The organism is Ramlibacter henchirensis, assembly GCF_004682015.1.
Classification (GTDB): Bacteria; Pseudomonadota; Gammaproteobacteria; order Burkholderiales; family Burkholderiaceae_C; genus Ramlibacter; species Ramlibacter henchirensis.
The window spans coordinates 113,793-131,021 of the sequence record NZ_SMLM01000004.1 but is presented as its reverse complement, the minus strand read 5'-3'; the positions used below and the strand labels follow the sequence as shown (position 1 = coordinate 131,021).

Annotated in this window: 21 protein-coding genes and 1 tRNA gene; 12 read left to right on the top strand and 10 right to left on the bottom strand. The window is 66.7% G+C overall.

Annotation, left to right across the window (positions count from 1 at the left end):
* Nucleotides 1-257: 257 nt before the first annotated feature.
* Nucleotides 258-479: a hypothetical protein gene (locus EZ313_RS23510; RefSeq protein ID WP_135265468.1), complete on the bottom strand. Its 222-nt coding sequence runs from the start codon at nucleotides 477-479 to the stop codon at nucleotides 258-260.
* 59 nt (nucleotides 480-538) lie between these two features.
* Here EZ313_RS23510 and EZ313_RS21980 point away from each other — a divergent pair, with 59 nt between their 5' ends.
* The gene (locus EZ313_RS21980; protein ID WP_135265467.1) at nucleotides 539-1,570 is read left to right on the top strand and encodes a hypothetical protein; all 1,032 of its coding nucleotides are present in this window, start codon (nucleotides 539-541) and stop codon (nucleotides 1,568-1,570) included.
* Between the two features lie 127 nt (nucleotides 1,571-1,697).
* Here EZ313_RS21980 and EZ313_RS21975 read toward each other — a convergent pair whose 3' ends face one another.
* The 6 genes from EZ313_RS21975 to EZ313_RS21950 form a co-directional block, all read right to left on the bottom strand.
* The gene (locus EZ313_RS21975) at nucleotides 1,698-2,015 is read right to left on the bottom strand and encodes a hypothetical protein (RefSeq protein WP_135265466.1); all 318 of its coding nucleotides are present in this window, start codon (nucleotides 2,013-2,015) and stop codon (nucleotides 1,698-1,700) included.
* 74 nt (nucleotides 2,016-2,089) lie between these two features.
* Nucleotides 2,090-2,905 (bottom strand): hypothetical protein, encoded by an 816-nt coding sequence (locus tag EZ313_RS21970; protein ID WP_135265465.1) that lies wholly within the window; start codon nucleotides 2,903-2,905, stop codon nucleotides 2,090-2,092.
* A gap of 89 nt (nucleotides 2,906-2,994) precedes the next feature.
* Nucleotides 2,995-3,252, bottom strand: coding sequence for a hypothetical protein (locus EZ313_RS21965; protein ID WP_135265464.1), 258 nt, complete (start codon nucleotides 3,250-3,252; stop codon nucleotides 2,995-2,997).
* Nucleotides 3,253-3,375: 123 nt separating this feature from the next.
* Nucleotides 3,376-3,900 (bottom strand): hypothetical protein, encoded by a 525-nt coding sequence (locus EZ313_RS21960; RefSeq protein ID WP_135265463.1) that lies wholly within the window; start codon nucleotides 3,898-3,900, stop codon nucleotides 3,376-3,378.
* Between the two features lie 25 nt (nucleotides 3,901-3,925).
* Nucleotides 3,926-4,936, bottom strand: a complete 1,011-nt coding sequence (locus tag EZ313_RS21955) for a tyrosine-type recombinase/integrase (RefSeq protein WP_135265462.1) — start codon at nucleotides 4,934-4,936, stop codon at nucleotides 3,926-3,928.
* 77 nt (nucleotides 4,937-5,013) lie between these two features.
* Nucleotides 5,014-5,089 (bottom strand) — tRNA-Asn (locus EZ313_RS21950).
* A 340-nt stretch (nucleotides 5,090-5,429) separates the two neighbouring features.
* Between EZ313_RS21950 and thiD the strand changes: the two genes are divergently transcribed.
* Genes thiD through EZ313_RS21895 form a run of 11 tightly spaced genes read left to right on the top strand, consistent with a single transcriptional unit; the run spans nucleotide 5,430 to nucleotide 15,153 of the window.
* Nucleotides 5,430-6,275: a bifunctional hydroxymethylpyrimidine kinase/phosphomethylpyrimidine kinase gene (thiD, locus tag EZ313_RS21945; RefSeq protein WP_135265461.1), complete on the top strand. Its 846-nt coding sequence runs from the start codon at nucleotides 5,430-5,432 to the stop codon at nucleotides 6,273-6,275.
* Entirely contained in the window at nucleotides 6,272-7,372 is a 1,101-nt protein-coding gene (locus EZ313_RS21940) for a LuxE/PaaK family acyltransferase (protein ID WP_240788745.1), read from the top strand. The genes thiD and EZ313_RS21940 overlap by 4 nt, the downstream gene beginning before the upstream one ends.
* A complete protein-coding gene (locus EZ313_RS21935; protein WP_135265460.1) occupies nucleotides 7,369-8,841 on the top strand; it encodes an acyl-CoA reductase in 1,473 nt (490 codons plus the stop codon). Before EZ313_RS21940 ends, EZ313_RS21935 begins: the two co-directional genes overlap by 4 nt.
* Nucleotides 8,838-9,575: an ABC transporter ATP-binding protein gene (locus tag EZ313_RS21930; RefSeq protein ID WP_135265459.1), complete on the top strand. Its 738-nt coding sequence runs from the start codon at nucleotides 8,838-8,840 to the stop codon at nucleotides 9,573-9,575. Before EZ313_RS21935 ends, EZ313_RS21930 begins: the two co-directional genes overlap by 4 nt.
* Nucleotides 9,572-10,315: an ABC transporter permease gene (locus tag EZ313_RS21925; protein WP_135265458.1), complete on the top strand. Its 744-nt coding sequence runs from the start codon at nucleotides 9,572-9,574 to the stop codon at nucleotides 10,313-10,315. The genes EZ313_RS21930 and EZ313_RS21925 overlap by 4 nt, the downstream gene beginning before the upstream one ends.
* 8 nt (nucleotides 10,316-10,323) lie before the next feature.
* On the top strand, nucleotides 10,324-11,304 hold the full coding sequence (locus tag EZ313_RS21920; protein WP_135265457.1) for an ABC transporter substrate-binding protein: 981 nt from the start codon (nucleotides 10,324-10,326) through the stop codon (nucleotides 11,302-11,304).
* An 11-nt stretch (nucleotides 11,305-11,315) separates the two neighbouring features.
* Complete coding sequence (locus tag EZ313_RS21915; RefSeq protein ID WP_135265456.1) at nucleotides 11,316-12,083, top strand: SDR family oxidoreductase; 768 nt, start codon at nucleotides 11,316-11,318, stop codon at nucleotides 12,081-12,083.
* Complete coding sequence (locus tag EZ313_RS21910; RefSeq protein WP_135265455.1) at nucleotides 12,080-13,150, top strand: thiamine phosphate synthase; 1,071 nt, start codon at nucleotides 12,080-12,082, stop codon at nucleotides 13,148-13,150. The genes EZ313_RS21915 and EZ313_RS21910 overlap by 4 nt, the downstream gene beginning before the upstream one ends.
* Nucleotides 13,147-14,172 carry an FAD-dependent oxidoreductase gene (locus EZ313_RS21905; protein ID WP_205960461.1) on the top strand — a complete coding sequence of 342 codons (1,026 nt, stop codon included), beginning with the start codon at nucleotides 13,147-13,149 and terminating at the stop codon, nucleotides 14,170-14,172. Before EZ313_RS21910 ends, EZ313_RS21905 begins: the two co-directional genes overlap by 4 nt.
* Nucleotides 14,169-14,372 (top strand): sulfur carrier protein ThiS, encoded by a 204-nt coding sequence (gene thiS, locus EZ313_RS21900; RefSeq protein WP_135265454.1) that lies wholly within the window; start codon nucleotides 14,169-14,171, stop codon nucleotides 14,370-14,372. Before EZ313_RS21905 ends, thiS begins: the two co-directional genes overlap by 4 nt.
* Before the next feature lie 4 nt (nucleotides 14,373-14,376).
* Nucleotides 14,377-15,153, top strand: coding sequence for a thiazole synthase (locus EZ313_RS21895; RefSeq protein WP_135265453.1), 777 nt, complete (start codon nucleotides 14,377-14,379; stop codon nucleotides 15,151-15,153).
* Between the two features lie 21 nt (nucleotides 15,154-15,174).
* Here EZ313_RS21895 and EZ313_RS21890 read toward each other — a convergent pair whose 3' ends face one another.
* From EZ313_RS21890 to fdxA, 3 genes are all read right to left on the bottom strand, one after another.
* Nucleotides 15,175-15,510, bottom strand: coding sequence for a helix-turn-helix domain-containing protein (locus EZ313_RS21890; RefSeq protein ID WP_135265452.1), 336 nt, complete (start codon nucleotides 15,508-15,510; stop codon nucleotides 15,175-15,177).
* A 178-nt stretch (nucleotides 15,511-15,688) separates the two neighbouring features.
* Nucleotides 15,689-16,792 (bottom strand): NAD(P)/FAD-dependent oxidoreductase, encoded by a 1,104-nt coding sequence (locus tag EZ313_RS21885; protein WP_135265451.1) that lies wholly within the window; start codon nucleotides 16,790-16,792, stop codon nucleotides 15,689-15,691.
* 7 nt (nucleotides 16,793-16,799) lie between these two features.
* Nucleotides 16,800-17,129 (bottom strand): ferredoxin FdxA, encoded by a 330-nt coding sequence (fdxA, locus tag EZ313_RS21880; RefSeq protein ID WP_135265450.1) that lies wholly within the window; start codon nucleotides 17,127-17,129, stop codon nucleotides 16,800-16,802.
* Nucleotides 17,130-17,229 lie beyond the last annotated feature (100 nt).

The window sequence follows — 17,229 nt, the reverse complement described above, 5'->3', positions numbered from 1 at the left end:
CGCCCTCCAACGACTTTTCACAGTCAAACCGCGAAAGCCGATTTTTTTACTGTGGCCGTGGAGTACTTCGATGACTTCGATCCTGCCGCTCTTTCTTCGAGAGACGCTTTCGAGCTGTCGGCGCGCAGTCCGCTCCTGCGAAGCCTGGATGCAGGTGCTGCCCACGGGGCCCAGTACGCCTCCATGCAAGCATTTCGCTCCTACATGCTCCGCAACATCCCCTCTGAGGCTGTCGACGCCCTGGCTCAGAGTGCTCGTCAATCGGCTGGGTGCTTGAAGCCACTCTGGTCCCATTTGAGCACGTGCACCCCGAGTACTTGCGTGCCACACAAGTCGAGGGCGGCGTAGACGAGCTTGCGCACGAAGGTGATCGACTGGAGCTGGTTGTCGGCCTGCCTTACGGTCGGCCGCTCCTGGACCTGATCAACGCATTCAGGGCCGAATACATCCGGCTGGTCATCGGGCGCACGGTGGCGCACCTAGCGCATCGCAACTGAGCGGCTGTTTGCGGAAACGGTCGCCCATGCAAAATGAGCTCATGAACATGCGTGTGAATCGCCACGGGCTTAGGCGCCATATCCCATCCGACGTACGTCGAGAGGTCCGGCGCCGCTCGAAATTCGGATGCGTCATTTGCCGTGACGGGTTCTGTGTGTACGAGCACCTCGAGGATTTTGTCGGGGTCGATGAACACGACCCCGCGAAGATGTGCCTACTATGCGAGAGCTGCCACGGTCGGATCACGCGAAAGCAGTGGTCCAAGGACCGAGCGCGACTGGCGTACGAGCAGATCCAAGCGCAAACGCCGGCCGAAGCGGGGGAGCCTCGGGGCCCACTGGACTTCCACACGGGCCAAGCAGAGTTGGCACTGGGCGATCTCGTGTACGCCCCCGCCGTAACCAGCGTGTTGCGCTACTTCGGCCAAGATCTCATCAAACTGAATCCTGGAAGGCCCAGTGAGCCTGGGACGATCTCCGCGGTTTTCACAGATGACGAAGGGAAAGCCATCTTGGCGTTAGACGAAAACGAGTGGATCGGCTCACTCGATGCCTGGGACATCGAAGTGGAGGGACCCCGAATTGTGGTCAAGCAGAAGCTGGGCGTCGTTGCGCTCCAACTTAGGCTGGACCCGCCAGGCCGGATCGTCGTTGAGCGTTTGGATATGCGCATCGGCGACCACCATGTGCTGGCGTCCGAGCACGGCTACGCGGTCGGAGTGCACTTCGAAGACGGTCACATGAACTGGACATCACCGAGACTGATGGTGACGGGAGCTGCTGCGAACGGGATCGCTATTGAGATCGAGGACGGCCCGATCTTGCGCGAGCGCTTTAACCGGTTCAAAGCCGCTGGTAAGGGTGTCTGGCTGGCGACTGCGGACGAGAGCATCATCATGCACTCCCCCGCTGGGGCAATGATTCCGCAGCTTGGCATCAGCATTGCAAGCTGGTGCTCGTTCGATATGTTCGAAGACGCAGCTGGTGCAAAGACCCTCCCTCAGATGCGCGATGCGGTCTTCTTTAAGCCTGCGAGAGAGATGCGGCTGTTTCTAGCCTCCGGGCTTGTCTAGCGCACCGGCTTGAGTGTGTGGCGGAGTGCTCGCGACTCCGGGCCGGCTTGCTAGACGCTCAGCCGGCGGCGATGTCTGTTATGGGTCGAAAGCCGCATTGACCCCGGATTGTTCATCCGGCCGTCCGCTACTTGGGGACCAAGAACATCTTCGGACCGCGGGTTGCGGCCGAAGGCGCGCCCAGCTGAAAGAGACACTCGTTTGCGTCGATGACCCTCAGCCAACCCTTGTCTTTCATCACTGCAAGTGCGCCGCGAAACTCCGCTTCCGTCACTCGAGCCTGATGCAGTAAGCGGAGTGTCGCCTCGATGTACACGTACCCGCTGTCATCAGCGCTGTCCGAGAGCGCCAGCGCCAGCTTGAAATCATCGCCGCCTCCCGGGTACTTGTCCCAGACCAGTCCAGTGCACTTACCGCTCACGGTTACCTCCATGTCAACTGTCAAGTAAATCAAATTTCCAGCCACTAGCGAAACGCCGGGGGTCGAATCACCCGCATCGTTTGTCTTCGCAGAAGAACCTAAAGGGGGGGTAAGTCGATCCCGTGCCAGTCTGTGGATGTGCCCGTTGATGTCCCTCGTTCGCGACGAAGGGCATCTGTCACTCGCCCCTTGTAGACAAGGAACTGTTCCATGGATGTGTTCGGATCCCAAGTGCCGACACCTAGTCTTTCTCCATGCGCAACAACGACTTGCCACGGCACTTCACTCCATTCCATGGTGCGCTCGACTTCTGTTCCGACGGTGTCCAGCCTCTTGTTGATTAAGGTCTGCGCGCCGTACGCGAGCGCGTTCTTGACACCCGGAATTCTTGAGGCCGCTCTTATGGCGGCGAGCACCTCCCCCGAGTGCGCGCCAATTCGCACCAGTTCCTCCAACCGGACTGCGTCGTGCCGGGAGACTTCGACACCAGCGGCAATCAACGATTTCGCTAACTGCTTAGCCCTTAGCTCAATCTCCTTGTCCTGAGACTGTTCCTTTACTGTTGAGCTATGTTTTGGATGAACTGCATCGTCAGCTGTCCCACGCACTCCTTCTTCATGTCCCAGGTGAACCACATCGACATGGTCCGGCGTGCTTGAGGGGTGAGCGGTATCGTCACCTCCTGTGGAAAACTTCTCCCACAAACCCCTCTCACCAGCGGCAAGGCGCTTCGCGAGGTCTACAAGACGCGGCCCAAGAATGTAGATGTTCGAAGCGCCTGTACGTCGTCGCACAACCAGTTCTCCCGATTCCTCCAAACGTCGCAGACATTTCTGCGTCTGCCGCACCGATCGTTGGATAGCATGTGCGATGTAGCGTACTGGCGGCCATGCTTCGTGAGTGTCCCAACTCATGAACGAAGTCACCGCCGTGAGAACGAATCTGTCGGTGTTGCGGCTTTTTGAGGCTAGCAACACTGCGGTTGTATGAGGCCACGCCACGGTTACGCGCTATACCGCTGGCGAGCTTTTTCAATCGCTAGCTCATGCGCGATCTCGGCCACCTTCTTTGGATCGACTTGTAGCCGACCGCGGTGGTAGGCGAGGGCGCCGGCTTCCGCCAAGCGACGCTTGATGGCGCGCAGCGCCCATCGCGCCGACTGCTCAGAGGGAAAGAGGGCGCCGTCACCCTCCCAAAGCACACTTACAGGCCAGAATTGCCCGAATGGCCTGGAGAGTTCTGTAGTCTTCACCTTGTTCATAAGTCCTTCATCTGACAGCGTGTCCAAGGCATTGAGCCTTGGCCCAAGGCGGGGTGCCTTGGGTTCCCAGACAACGCGAGGTGAAGTCTTGCGGTGAGTGGCGGCGCCGCCAATGATTTGGAGTCAGCGCCCCCGCTTCATTGACACAAGCTTCGGCGACATGTACGTGTCGCTGTACTTCGAGAGGTAGGCCGCCTCGCCCCCAGCCGCCCAAACGGCAAATTCCATCGCCTCTTTATCGCAGCGAGTGTGCTTGGACTTGTACAAGCGCTCTAAAGTCGTCGCGCTCAGGCCTTCTGAGCACCTCGGTGTATCTGCAATGATCGCAGCTGCATCGTCCGGTTTCTCACCGAGCATCACTAACGTCTCGAGTTCAATAAGTAAGCTCTCGTCACGGCACTCGCGCATCTGGCTCGCAACGTACTTCGCCATGCCGCCTAGGCCGAGTGCGTCGGCCAAATCTCCCCGCGCCCCGTTGAATATCCACTGAGAAAAGGCCCGATTGAGCCACATCAGCGTTTCGCGATCCATGGATTGACGTCCGTGAAAAGCATCGAAGAAGCGGTAGAGGTGCGGAATGCCACTCGAGCCCTCATTGCTTGGATCAGACGCGTTCACACTGCCGTCCGGACAGCTGCTTTCCAACATTGGATTCCTCCCTAAATAGTGGTTCCTAGGCGATGGTTCCGAGTGCACTTCGCATCGCATGTGCCTTTGACTGAGTGGTCAGGTGTGCATACCGCCGACTCATGTCTAACTTGCGATGTCCCAGCACTTCCGCGATGACATTCAGAGGTGTGCCAGCTTGGGCAAGGTACGACGCGCAGCAGTGACGGAGATCGTGGAAGCGGAAGTTTTGGATCTGCGCACGCGCAACTGCATCACGCCACGGCGAGTCGATCACGACCGGCAGCTGGCACCGGCTGCGAACGGAGCCAAACACATACCGCTCCCCGTCTCCTGAGAATGGACGCAGAACGTCGACGACTTGCGGAAGTAGCACCAAGGCTCGCCTGTCGCCATTCTTCGTTTTTCCGAGAAGAGCGACTCCTCTGTCGAGGTCTATGTCGCGCCAACGAAGGCTAAGTAACTCCCCTTTTCGGGCGCCGGTGAGCATGGCCGTGAGGGCAAGCGCATAAAGCCGCGGGTATTTCGAGCGACGGCACTCCGCGAAAAGCCGGTCTCGTTCGGCCTCGCTGAGGAAGCGGACTCGTCCATCGGGCTCTTCCAAACGCCTAATCCCGCGGCATGGATGCACCCACCCGCGCGGTGCCAGACGTTCATCTATGGCCCAGGTGAAGACGGCGGCCACGGCCACCATGTACCGATTCACCGTCGCTGGCGTCTTCAGCTTCCCTCCGCGCTTCGCCTTGAAGATGCGGCGCCCTGTGTGATCCAGGCCGTAGAAGGTCAGCGAGGGCTGTTTCGCAAGCTCGGCACGGCCAGCGTGCATGAGGTCGGAGTCGACCTGTTCGAGCGTGAAATCACCAATGAGAGATGACCAGGCGGCGAGTCGCTGGGCGCGCGTTGTGTCGGCCCCGGCATAAACCGCCATGTAGCGGTCGATCAACTCGCGCACAGTCAGTGACTGAGGGCGCACGGCCAGCGCCTTCAGACGCTGGGCTATGGCTGCGGAGTCGGCGCTGGGAATCGCCTCCACCGCGAAATTCTGCTGAACGTTCATTCAAGTCTCCGAAAGAAGCCGGAAAAACCGGCGGACTAGCGGAGTCCAGAGAAAAACGCTGGCAGATCAAGAACTTATGGCTCCCCGACCTGGGCTCGAACCAGGGACCTACGGATTAACAGTCCGGCGCTCTACCGACTGAGCTATCGGGGAACAAGCCCAAGATTATAGCGTCATCTTCCAGGCCTTCTCCGCAGCCGAGTCGGCAAGGGAAGAAGCACGTGCTCAACGCGCGTTCGTGAGGCTGTGCCGTGCGGCAGTGGCTGCGCGCGGAGCGCCTGCCACGGGTCCGTGTCACAATCCTCTTCGCTCCGGGGTGTACGCGCCAGCGTGCTGAGATCCAGACCCGTGAACTTGAACCGGTTCAGACCGGCGTAAGAAGAGCACCAGCCCGCGGCTCCACAGCCGGGGGCGACCGTCCTTCGGAGCAGCGGCCAGCAGCCACCGAAGGAGGTCCGATGTCCCCGCCTGCCTCATCTCCGCGGAGCCGTCCATGAACGGCGTCGCGACGACCATGCGCTATCCGCGCGTGCTGACGATCGCCGGCTCGGACTCGGGCGGCGGCGCCGGCATCCAGGCCGACCTGAAAACCTTCTCGGCGCTGGGCTGCTACGGCATGAGCGCGATCACCGCGTTGACGGCGCAGAACACGCTGGGCGTGCGCTCGATCCACGCCGTGCCGCTCGACATCCTGTCCGACCAGATCGACGCGGTGGCGCAGGACATCGGCATCGACGCCGTGAAGATCGGCATGCTGCACTCGGCGCCCACCGTGCAGACCGTGGCCGCGGCGCTGGACCGGCACGGGCTGCGCCAGGTGGTGCTCGATCCCGTGATGGTGGCCACCAGCGGCGCGGTGCTGATCGATCGGCAAGCCGTGGCTTCGCTGGTGCGCGAACTTTTCCCGCGCGCCCTGCTCGTCACGCCCAACCTCGACGAGGCCGCCATGCTGGTCGACCGGCCGCTTCGCAATGAATCCGACATGGAGGCCGCTGCGCAGCAGCTGCTTGGGATGGGCGCGCGCGCGGTCCTGCTCAAGGGCGGCCACCTGGAAGGGGAGATGGTCAGCGACCTGCTGCTCGTGCAAGGCGCTCCGCCCCGCTGGTTCCGCGACCCGCGCATTCCCACGCGCAACACCCACGGAACCGGATGCACGCTGTCCAGCGCGATCGCAGCGTGGATCGCGCTCGGGGCCGGTCTGGAGGACGCCGTGGCCCGCGCCCGCGCCTATGTTCGGGCCGCGCTCGAGGCGGGCGCGAAAGTGCGCACCGGCGCAGGCAGCGGCCCGCTCAACCACGCCCATGCACCGGTGCCGATGCAACTGAGGCCGCTGCCATGAGCCGGCACCTGCCCGAGCCCATGCAGCGGCTCGTGGAGCGGCTGCTCGTCTTCGTTGGCCAGGAGGGCTGCACCGATGCGGAGTTCGACGCCATGGCGGCCGAGGTGTTCGCCTTCCAGTACGAGCATGGCGAGACGTTCCGCCGCTTCTGCCAGCGGCGCGGTGTCACACCGCGGCGCGTGAGCGGGTGGCGCGACATACCGGCCGTGCCGATCAGCGGCTTCAAGGAGACCACGCTCAGCTGCATGTCGCCCGCCGAATGCGAGCGCGTATTCATGACGAGCGGCACGACGCGCGCCGACGTCAAGGGCCGCAACCACCATCCGACCATCGAGCTGTGGGACTTGTCGATGCGCCGCAACTTCGCGCAACGCTTCATGCACACGCGGGAGCGCACGCCGATGCTGACACTGTTCCCGGATGAGAAGGAACTTCCGAACTCCTCGCTCGCGCGCTATCTCTCCCTCGCCGCTCGCACGTTCGGCACGCAAGGCAGCCGCTCGTGGGTGAGCGCGAAGCACGGCCTCGTTGTCGATGGGTTCTGCGACGCGCTCAAGCAAGCCGTGGAGCGTGGCGAATCGGTGGCGGTGCTCGGCGCCACCTTTAGCTTCGTGCACCTGCTCGATGCAATGGCTTCGCGCGGGCTTGCCTTCCAGCTCCCGCCCGGCAGCCGCCTGCTCGACACCGGCGGCTACAAGGGCCAGGCGCGCGAGCTGCCTCCGGACGATTTCTACGACGCTCTCGCGCGTGCCTTCGGCGTGCCACGCAACCTGTGCATCAACATGTACGGCATGACCGAGCTCAGCTCGCAGTTCTACGACGCGGGCAATGCCGTGGTGCCGTCGGTCAAGTCGGGGCCGCACTGGATCCGCACCCGCGTGCTGGATCCGCTCACCGGCCGCGAACGCCCTCCTGGCGAACGGGGCGTTCTCGCCCACTGCGACCTGGCCAACTTCAATTCGGCCGTGGCGATCCTCACCGAGGACATGGGTGTCGCGGTGGATGGTGGGTTCCTGCTGCTGGGCCGCGTCGAGGGCGCCGAGGCCAAGGGCTGTTCGCTCGCGGTGCAGGAATTCCTGGAGGCGGCGCGGCCATGAACGAGCAGCGCTGGCGCGCCGGCCACCTGCCGGGCCTCGATGCGGGCCAGGTGGACTGGCACGTGCTGCCGTTCGAGGCGCACGGCCGGCGCGTTGCGATCGAGGTGCCGCTGCTGGACGAAGCTGCGCTGACAGCGCTGTCCCGCCGCGTGCGTCAGGCTGCGCGCGACAGGCTGCAGCCGTTGTACGTCGACCAGATCATCGACATCGTCGCGCGCGCCGTGGCCCGTCTGCTCGATCCGCAGGATCCGGCGCGCCGCGAGCTCGACGAGCTGCTGCCCATCGTCACCGGCTGCGATGCCGAGATGGTTCGGCTCGGCCTGACCAGCTACCTGCACACCTTCCGCGCGCCGCAGCTGCGCCGCTTCCTCGCGCAGGACTTCCCCAATCCCAAGGTTCTGGACGGCTTCCAGCCGGCGACGAAGGGCGGCTCGGTTCGCGCGTTCGGGCCGGCGCTGCTCGCGCACCTGTGGGCGGGCAACGTCCCGGGCCTGCCGCTGTGGAGCCTGGTCTGCGGCCTGCTCGTGAAAGCGGGTAACGTCGGCAAGCTGCCGAGCGCGGAGCCGGTCTTCGCCAGCGTGGCAGCGCGCGTGCTGGCCGAAGTGCATCCGCCGCTGGCCGACTGCCTGGCGATGGTCTGGTGGAAGGGCGGGCAGGCCGGTCCCGCGAAGGCGCTGTACGGCGAAGCCGACACGGTGCTGGCTTACGGTGGCAACGCCGCCCTGCGCGCAGTGCGCGACGAGCTGCCGGTGACGACGCGCTTCCTAGCCTACGGCCACAAGATCGGCTTGGCGATGGTCGGCCGCGCGGCGCTCGACCGTCAGCGTGGCCCGGCCACAGCGCGCCTCGCCGCCTTGGACATGGTGCGATACGAGCAGCAGGGCTGCTACTCGCCCCACGTGCTTTACGTCGAACGCGGCGGCGCGGTGCAGCCGCGAGAGTTCGCGCAGTATCTCGCGGCGGAACTGGCCAACCTGTCGCACCGCCATCCGCCTCGTGCGCTTTCGCTGGAAGAGGCGGCGGCGCTGGCCGACTGGCGGCAGGCCGCCGAATGGCAGGCGCTCGGTGCACCAGGCGGCGAGCTGCTGGGTGGAGAGGGCTCCGGCTGGTCCGTGGTGTTCCGCGACACCCCGCAGCCGCTCGCGCCGACGGCGGGCCATCGCTCGCTGGCGGTCAGCGCCGTCGATTCACTCGACGAAGTGGTTGCGCAGCTCGAGCCGCATGGGGCCTTCCTGCAGACGGCGGGCCTCGCCACCACGTCCGAGGAGCTGTTCCGGCTCGGCCACTTGCTCGGGCAAGCCGGCGTCACGCGCATCGCGCCGATCGGCGGCATGGCGCAGCCCGAGGCCGGGTGGCACCACGACGGCCGCTTCAACCTGGCGGACCTGGTGCGCATGGTGGAGATCGAGCAGTCCGCCGAGGCCGCGGCCGACCGCCTGGAGCCGAGTTGGCAGGAGGGTCGTCCATGAGCTTCCTCCGATTCGAGAGCGTCGGTTTTGCCTACCCCGGCCATGGGCCCGTGGTGCAGGGCGTCGATCTGTCGCTGGCGACGGGCGAAGTGCATTGCCTCGTGGGCCGCAGCGGCTGCGGCAAGACCAGCCTGCTCAAACTGGCGGCGGGCCTGCTTGCGCCGACGCAGGGCCGCGTGCTCCTGGAAGGCGTGCCTTCGCCGGGCGGAACGCCTCTGGGATTCGTGTTCCAGGCGCCGACGCTGCTGGACTGGCTGAGCGTGAACGACAACGTGCTGCTGCCCGCGTCCCTGCAGCGGCGCCCGGGCGCGCAGGACCGCGCTGCGTGCGCCGCGCTGCTGTCGCAGCTCGGCCTCACCGCATACGCGGACCGCTATCCGCGCCAGCTCTCGGGCGGCCAGCAAAGTCGGACCGCGCTCGCGCGGGCGCTGCTGCTGCAGCCGCACTTGCTGCTGCTCGACGAACCCTTCGCGTCGCTGGACGCGATCACGCGGGAGGAGCTCCAACGCGACCTGCTGCGCCTGGCGCGTTCCCGCGGAACCACGGTGCTCTTCGTAACGCACGACATCGGAGAGGCGGTGTTCCTCGGGGATCGAGTGTCCGTGTTGGCGGGCGGCTGCCTTGTGCGCACATTCGCGATCGAGGGCGATGCCCGCGTACGAGACAGCGGTGCCTTCGGCGCGGCGTGCGCGCGTGTGCGCGAGGCGCTCGGCATGCAAGAGGTGCCCGCATGAAACGCGCCGCCGGGCTGTTGCTGCTGGTCGTGCTGCTCGCGCTCTGGGAAGCGGGCGCGCGCGCCTTCGCGCTGTCGGCGCTGGTGCTGCCGCCGCCCAGCGCCGTCGTCGCATCCTTGTGGAAGGGCCTGGCCAGCGGCTACTTCTGGCCGCACCTGCGTGCCACCGGCGTCGAGCTGCTGCTCGGACTGGCCGTGGGCTGCGGGTTCGGATTCGGCGCCGGCGTGCTTCTGGCCGAGCTTCCCGCGTTGCGCCGCATCCTCATGCCCTATGTCGTCGTGAGCCAGGTGGTCCCGAAGCTCGCGCTCATGCCGCTGTTCGTCGTCTGGTTCGGGTTCGGCCTGACCTCCACGGTCGTCATCACGGCGCTCATCTGCTTCTTCCCGCTGATGGAGAACACGCTCACCGGCCTGGCGCAGGTGCCGCCGGAGCGATTGGAGCTGTTCCGGCTGCTGGGCGCGAGCCGGCGCCAGACGCTCCTGCGCCTGAAGCTGCCCACCGGGCTGCCTTCCATCCTGGCGGGCCTGCGCATCGCTGTCGTGCTGGCGCTCGTGGGCGCCGTTGTCGGCGAATTCATCGGCGCGAGCCAGGGGCTGGGCGCGTTGATCATCGCCGCGCAAGGGAGCATGGACACGCCGCTGATGTTCGCGGTGCTGGTCCTCGTCTCCCTGCTCGGCCTCGCGGCCTACCAGGCCACCCTGCTGCTCGAACGACGCCTGCTGCGTCCCTACCAACCATGAGAACGATGATGACTTCGCGCCGACACCTCCTCGCGCTCGCCGCCCTCGGCCTGCTGCCCGCCGCCGCAATCGCGCAGCAACGCGACCGGCTCGTCGTGGCCGGCTGGAGCAAGCCCATTACGGAAGTTACGCCGCTGCTGGTGGACGAGGAAAAGGGCTTCTACCGCTCGCAGGGTGTGGCGCTGGAGTACGTGCCCGGAGCGGGCGGAGGCGACGCGATCCGAAACATCCTGAGCGGCCAGGCCGATGTCGCGTTCACCGATCCCGGCTCGCTGTTCGCGGCGCTGGACAAGGGCGAGAAGCTGCGGGCCATCTACGACATCTATCCGCAGAACGTGTTCAACGTGGTGTCGCTCAAGAAGAGCGGCATTCGCGGCCCGGCGGACCTCAAGGGCAAGCGCATCGGGGTCTACAGCCTCGCGAGCGGGACGCGGCAGAACCTGCAACTGCTGCTGCACCAGGTGGGGCTGACGGAATCCGACGTCACCATCGTCGTCACTGGCCTGCTGAACTTCGCGCCGCTGCTGCAGGGCCAGGTCGATGCGACCGCGGCCACCGACACCGGCCTGCTGGTCGGCCGCCGCCGCGGGCTGGGCGAGGTGGAGGTCATCGAAGTCGGCCAGTTCCTCAACGTCTCGAGCGACCTGTTCGTGGTACGAGAGGAAACTCTGCGCGCCCGCAAGGACGTGCTGCGCCGCTTCGTGCGCGCGTACCGCGATGCGGCGGCATGGATGCTGGCGCAGCCGCAGGAGGCCGCGACCGTGGCCGCGCGGCGCGCCATCGACGGCAGCGATCCTGCACTCAACCTCGAGGTGATCCGGCTGCGCAATGCCGCGAGCGTCTCGGACCTGACGAAACGGCAGGGCCTCGGCGCGATGGATGTCGCGTCGCTGCAGAGGGCGGCAGACGTGTACCGCCAGCTCGGCCTCGTCAAGCAGCGGCTCGACATGGCGCAGGTGGTCGCGACCGACCTGCTGCCCGGACATTGAAGGACCAAGGCATGGACATGAAGGGCAGGGTGGTGCTGGTCACGGGCGCATCGCGCGGCATCGGCGCGGCCATCGCCCGGGCATTCGCCGCACAAGGCGCGGCGGTCGCCGTGAACTACCTGCGCCAGGCGGATGCAGCGCAGGCCGTGGTGCAGGCCTGCCGCGAAGCCGGCGGCGACGCGCTCGCGCTGCAGGCGGACGCGACCGTCCCGGAGCAGGCCCGCTCGCTGGTGGAGCGCACGGTGCAGGAGTTCGGCCGACTCGATGCGGTGGTCAACAACGCCTTCGCGCCGTACGCGTTCGACCCGGAGCGGCGCGCGACCTTCGCCGACCTCGGCTGGCCCGACTACCTGCGGCAGTTCGAAGGCTCGGTCGGCGCCGCGTTCCACGTCTGCCAGGCCGCGCTGCCGCACCTGCGCCTGCGCGCGCAGGGCGCCATCGTGAACCTCGTGAGCGACCTGGTGGAGGACCCGGTCGTGCCGTACCACGACTACGGCACCGCGAAGTCGGCGCTGGTGGGCTTCTCGCGCCAGCTCGCGGCCGAGGTTGGGCCGCAGGGCGTGCGCGTCAACTGCGTCGCGCCCGGCCTCGTGCATCCGACGGCGGGCAGCGAAGCGACCCGCGCGTCGTTCCGCGAAGCGATCATGGCGGCGACGCCATTGCGCCGGCTGGCGAGACCCGGGGACGTGGCAGGACCGGTGGTCTTCCTGGCGTCACCGGCGAGCGGCTTCATCACCGGCCAGGTGCTGATCGTCGATGGCGGGAGGGTGATGCGATGACGGTGCCTGATCGCACTTGCCTGCTGCTTGCACGCGGACCAGGCGCTCCGATCGAGCAGCTCACGGTCGATGAAGCGCGGGCACGCGCCGGCGCGAGTGCAGGGGTTGCGAAGCCTGCGCTCGCCGCGTCATTGCGGGATGCGGGCGCGCGTGCGGTGCTGCTGCTGCAAGGCGAATCCGCGTGGCTCGACGCGCCGCATGCGCGCGGCGAAGTCCGCGGGGGCTCAGTCGGTTCACACGATGTCGCACTACGTTGGTCCCGCTTCCTGGCCGACGGCTTCGTCGCGGCCGATGCCGCGTTGCTGGCGCTGCGGCGGGACGACGCGCGCTTGCCGACCCTGGGCTGGGGCGACGCAGTGCCCGAACCGCTCGGTGCGCGAGCGCCGGTCGACGGCATCTATGCCATCGTCGGTTCGCTCGATCTGCTCCGTGGCGTGCTCGACGCGGGCATCGCCATGGCCCAGCTGCGCATCAAGCGGCCGGCCGATGCCGACGCAGCCTGGGACGCTCGACTGCGGCAGTCGCTGCGCGACGGACTCGCCGCGGCCCGCGATGCCGGCGCCACCCTCTGGATCAACGACCACTGGCGCCTCGCGGCCGAACTCGGCGCGAGCACGGTTCACCTGGGCCAGGAGGATCTCGGCGCCCTGGGCGAGCGCGGCCTGCGCGAATTCGCCGCCACCGGGCTCGCCCTGGGCGTGAGTTCGCATGCCGTGTGGGAGCTGTGCCGCGCCCGTTCGCTCGCGCCGGCGTACGTGGCCTGCGGCCCGGTGTGGCCGACGACGACCAAGGACATGCCCTGGCGTCCGCAGGGACTGGACAACCTCGGTTGGTGGACGCGAGAGGCCGGCTGCCCCGTGGTGGCGATCGGCGGCATCCTCGATGCGCGGCAGGTGCGCGAAACCGCGCGCGCCGGCGCATCCGCGGTCTGCGTGCTGCGCGGTCTGGGCGACGATCCGCGGCGGACCGTGCCGGCGTTGCAGGAGGCCTTCGCGCAAGGGCGCGCCGAACACGATCCGCGAGCCGCGCCGCGCCTGCCGCATCCCTCGCTGGAGGCCGACGCATGACGTCGCGCCTGCGCATCGGCGTCGCGGGCGCAGGCCTGCTTGGCCGCGTGCTCGCCGTGCAGCTCGGCGCGTCGGGGCACGAGGTGCATGTGCACGATCCGGCCTCCGGGCCGCAGGAGCGCGGCGCAACGGGATGGACCGCGGCCGGCATGCTGAGCCCCCTGGCCGAACTCGAAACCGCCGACGAGCGCGTGTTCCGCTGGGGGCAGCGCTCGATCGAGCTCTGGCCCGGGATCCTGCGCCGCCTGCCGCAGCCCGTGGAATTCCGCTGCGATGGCAGCCTGCTGGTCGCGCATCGCGAGGACCTCGGCGCCGCGCGGCGTGTCGTGGACCTGCTGGCCCGCAAGGCGCCGGCCGGGCACCAGGCGCAGGACCTCGCGCCGAAGGAACTCGCGCAGCTCGAACCTTCGTTGAAGGCCGGGCTGCATGCCTGGCTGCTGCCCGGCGAAGGGCAGATCCACACCGTGCAGGCCATGCAGGCCTTGCAGGCCGGCGCGCTCGACACCACGTGGCACTGGAGCAGCTCCGTTTCGGAAGTGCTGCCGCGATGCCTGAGGACGGCGACCGGCGACGAGCGCTACGACTGGGTCTTCGACGTGCGCGGCCTCGGCGCGCGGCCGCAGCTTCCGGTGCGCGGCGTGCGCGGCGAGATCTTCTGGCTGCAGGCCCCCGGCCTGGGCCTGCGCCGGCCGGTGCGGCTGCTGCATGCGCGCCATCGCGTGTACCTTGTGCCGCGCGAGCCCGACATCGTGGTGGTGGGCGCCAGCGAGATCGAGGGTGAGGACCGCTCGCCCGTGTCGGTGCGCAGCACGGTGGAACTGCTCGCGGCGGCGTGCAGCATCCTGCCGCCGCTGGCCGAGGCGCGCATCGTCCACACCGAAAGCAACCTGCGTCCGGCGCTGCCGGACAATCAACCGCTGCTGGAACACGCCCCCGGGCTGGTCCGCATCAATGGCCTGTTCCGCCACGGCTGGCTGATCGCGCCCGGCCTCGTGGAGTCGGCCCTGGAGTGCCTTGCATGATCGAGATCCAACTGAACAGGGAGCGGCTGCAGCTGCGCGAAGGCGAGACCCTCGCCGGCCTGCTGGAATCGCTCGGCCGCCCGCCGGCATCGCTGGCCACCGCGGTCAACGGCGACTTCGTGCCGCGCGACCACCGCGCGCAGCGCACCTTGCGCGATGGCGACATCGTGCTGACGTTCGAACCCATCACCGGAGGCTGACACCATGGCTTTCTCCATCGGCGGCCGCGACCTCGAGAGCCGCTTCTTCCTCGGCACCGCCGGCTATCCCTCGCCGCAGGTGCTGCGCGAGGCGGTGCGCGCTTCCGGCACCCAGGTCATCACCGTCGCGCTGAGACGCCAGCTGTCCGGTGGCGGCGAGCCCGGCGACTTCTATCGTCTGATCCAGGAAACCGGCGCGCACCTGCTGCCCAACACCGCGGGCTGCACGACGGCACGCGAGGCCGTGACCCTGGCCCGCATGGCGCGCGAGATGTTCAACACGAACTGGATCAAGCTGGAAGTCGTGGGCGACGAGTACACGCTTCAGCCCGACCCTTGGGAGCTGGTGGAGGCCGCACGCGAACTGGCGCGCGACGGCTTCGAGGTCTTCCCGTACTGCACCGACGACCTGGTCACCTGCAACCGCCTGCTCGACGCCGGCTGCCGCATCCTCATGCCCTGGGGCGCGCCGATCGGCTCGGGGCAGGGACTGCTCAATCCTTCGGCGCTGCGGACGTTGCGTGCGCGGCTGCCTGGCGTGCCGCTCGTCGTCGATGCCGGCATCGGTTCGCCGCGCGATGCGGTGCAGGCGATGGAACTCGGCTACGACGCCGTGCTGGTGAATTCCGCGGTGTCCCAAGCGCACGACCCGGTGGCCATGGCCCGCGCTTTCAAGCTCGCGGTGGAGGCCGGCCGGATCGCCTGGGAAGCAGGGGTGATGGCCAGGCAGGAGATGGCGGTGGCGACAACGCCTGTCACGGGCAAGCCGTTCCTGCTTTGACACGCACTTGGTCGTCCCGGATCAGATCGCGAGGATGGCTTCAACGCCCTTCTTCTCGATCACCTGCAGCAGGCGGGCGGCCGCCCCGGTCGGATGCTTTCCGGATTGGGGCGACTCCCACTTCTGCACGGCGGACACGCTGACGTTGAGCACCTCGGCGAACACCGCCTGGCTCATTCGCGCCTTGTTGATCCGGATGTCGGCCACCTTGCCGGCGGTGTAGACCGGAGGCGTTTCACACAGCGCGCTCACCTGCAGCAGGTCCTCCTTGGAGAGCAGGCCGTGCCGGCTCAGCTCGGCGGCCATCTCCAGCATCTCGCCGAGAACCCGGTCCTTCTTCTGGCTGGCATCCTTCATTGCAGATCTCCTTGATCGTTCCTGCGGCAAGCAGTCTGGATGGTCTATAGCACGTTGTGATAGAGCGAAAGTCAGGCAGAGCGTAGCGCTCCGGGCTCTGGCTTGGGTGCATCCCGGAGTGATCGACCCTGAAAAGAAAAGGGCGCCGAGGCGCCCTTTTTTCATCGCGTGCAGATCCTCAATCAAAGACGGGTGTCTCGACCCCCAGCACCTTGTGCAGCTTCGGCGAGGTGGTCGTGTACTGCAGGTGGATCTTGCCCTTCTCGGGGAAGATGATCGGCGCGGCGCCGAAGGCGGCCAGGGCGCACTCGTGGAAGCCGGAGAGGATCAGCTTCTTCTTGCCCGGATAGGTGTTGATGTCGCCGACCGCGAAGATGCCCGGGATGCTGGTGGAGAACTTTTCCGTGTCCACCACGAGCTGCTTGCGCTCGATGTCCAGGCCCCAGTCGGCGATCGGTCCGAGCTTGGGCGACAGGCCGAAGAAGACCAGCAGCATGTCCAGCGGCACCACGCGCGTCACGCCGTCGGATCCCGTGACCTTGGCGCCGGTGAGGCGGCCGTCCTTTTCCTCGTAGCCGGTGACCTGGCCGACGATGAATTGCATTTCGTACTGCTCGCACAACTCCCTCATCCTGGCCACCGATGCGGGCGCGGCCTTGAAGCCGTCGCGGCGGTGGATAAGGATCACGCTCTCGGCCTTGTTGGGGCCTTCGGCCGCGAAGTTCAGCGTCCAGTCCAGTGCCGAGTCGCCGCCGCCGACGATGACCAGGTTCTTGCCCGCGAAGTCGGACGGGTTGCGAACGCGGTAGAACAGCTGCGAGCCCTCGAACTTGTCCAGGCCGTCGACCTTCAGCGTACGCGGCTCGAAGGCGCCCACGCCCGCGGCGATGAAGATGGTCTTGGTCAGGAACTGCGTGCCCTTGGACGTCTGCACGAAGAAGCGGCCGTCGTCCTGCCGCTCCAGCACCGAGACGGTCTGGCCCAGGTGGAAGGTGGCGCCGAAGGGCTCGATCTGCTTGAGCAGCGCGTCGGTGAGCTCCTTGCCCGTGCACACCGGGATCGCCGGGATGTCGTAGATGGGCTTGTCGGGATAAAGCTCGATCGGCTGCCCGCCGGGATAGGCGAGCGAGTCGATCACGTGCGCCTTGATCTCCAGCAGGCCCAGCTCGAAGACCTGGAAGAGGCCGACGGGCCCGGCCCCGACGATCACCGCGTCGGTTTCGATGGGGCCGTCATGCTCGGCGGCAGTCTTGATCACTTCTTGGCTGAGTCTCGGTTCCATATTCTTTTCAGCGGACAAGCTCGGACATCTTGCCCGGCTTGTCTTTCCATTCGTCCGCATCCGGCAGCGCGGGCTTGCGCTTGGTGATGCTTTTCCAGCCCGTCGCCTGGGCCAGCTCGGCGTTCAGCTTGATGAACGGCATCTGGTCGGCCGGCACGTCCTCTTCGGCATAGATGGCGTTGACGGGGCACTCGGGGATGCACACGGCGCAGTCGATGCACTCATCCGGGTCGATCACCAGCATGTTCGGCCCTTCCCGGAAGCAGTCCACGGGGCAGACGTCCACGCAATCGGTGTACTTGCAGCGGATACATTGTTCGGTGACGACGTGGGTCATGTTGTCTTCGCGTGTGCGCTGGGGAAAACCCCGAATTTTACGGCTGCTCCCGGGTCCCTCCGGACGCTATGGAGATGAGCCTCAAGGGGCAGGTATCCGG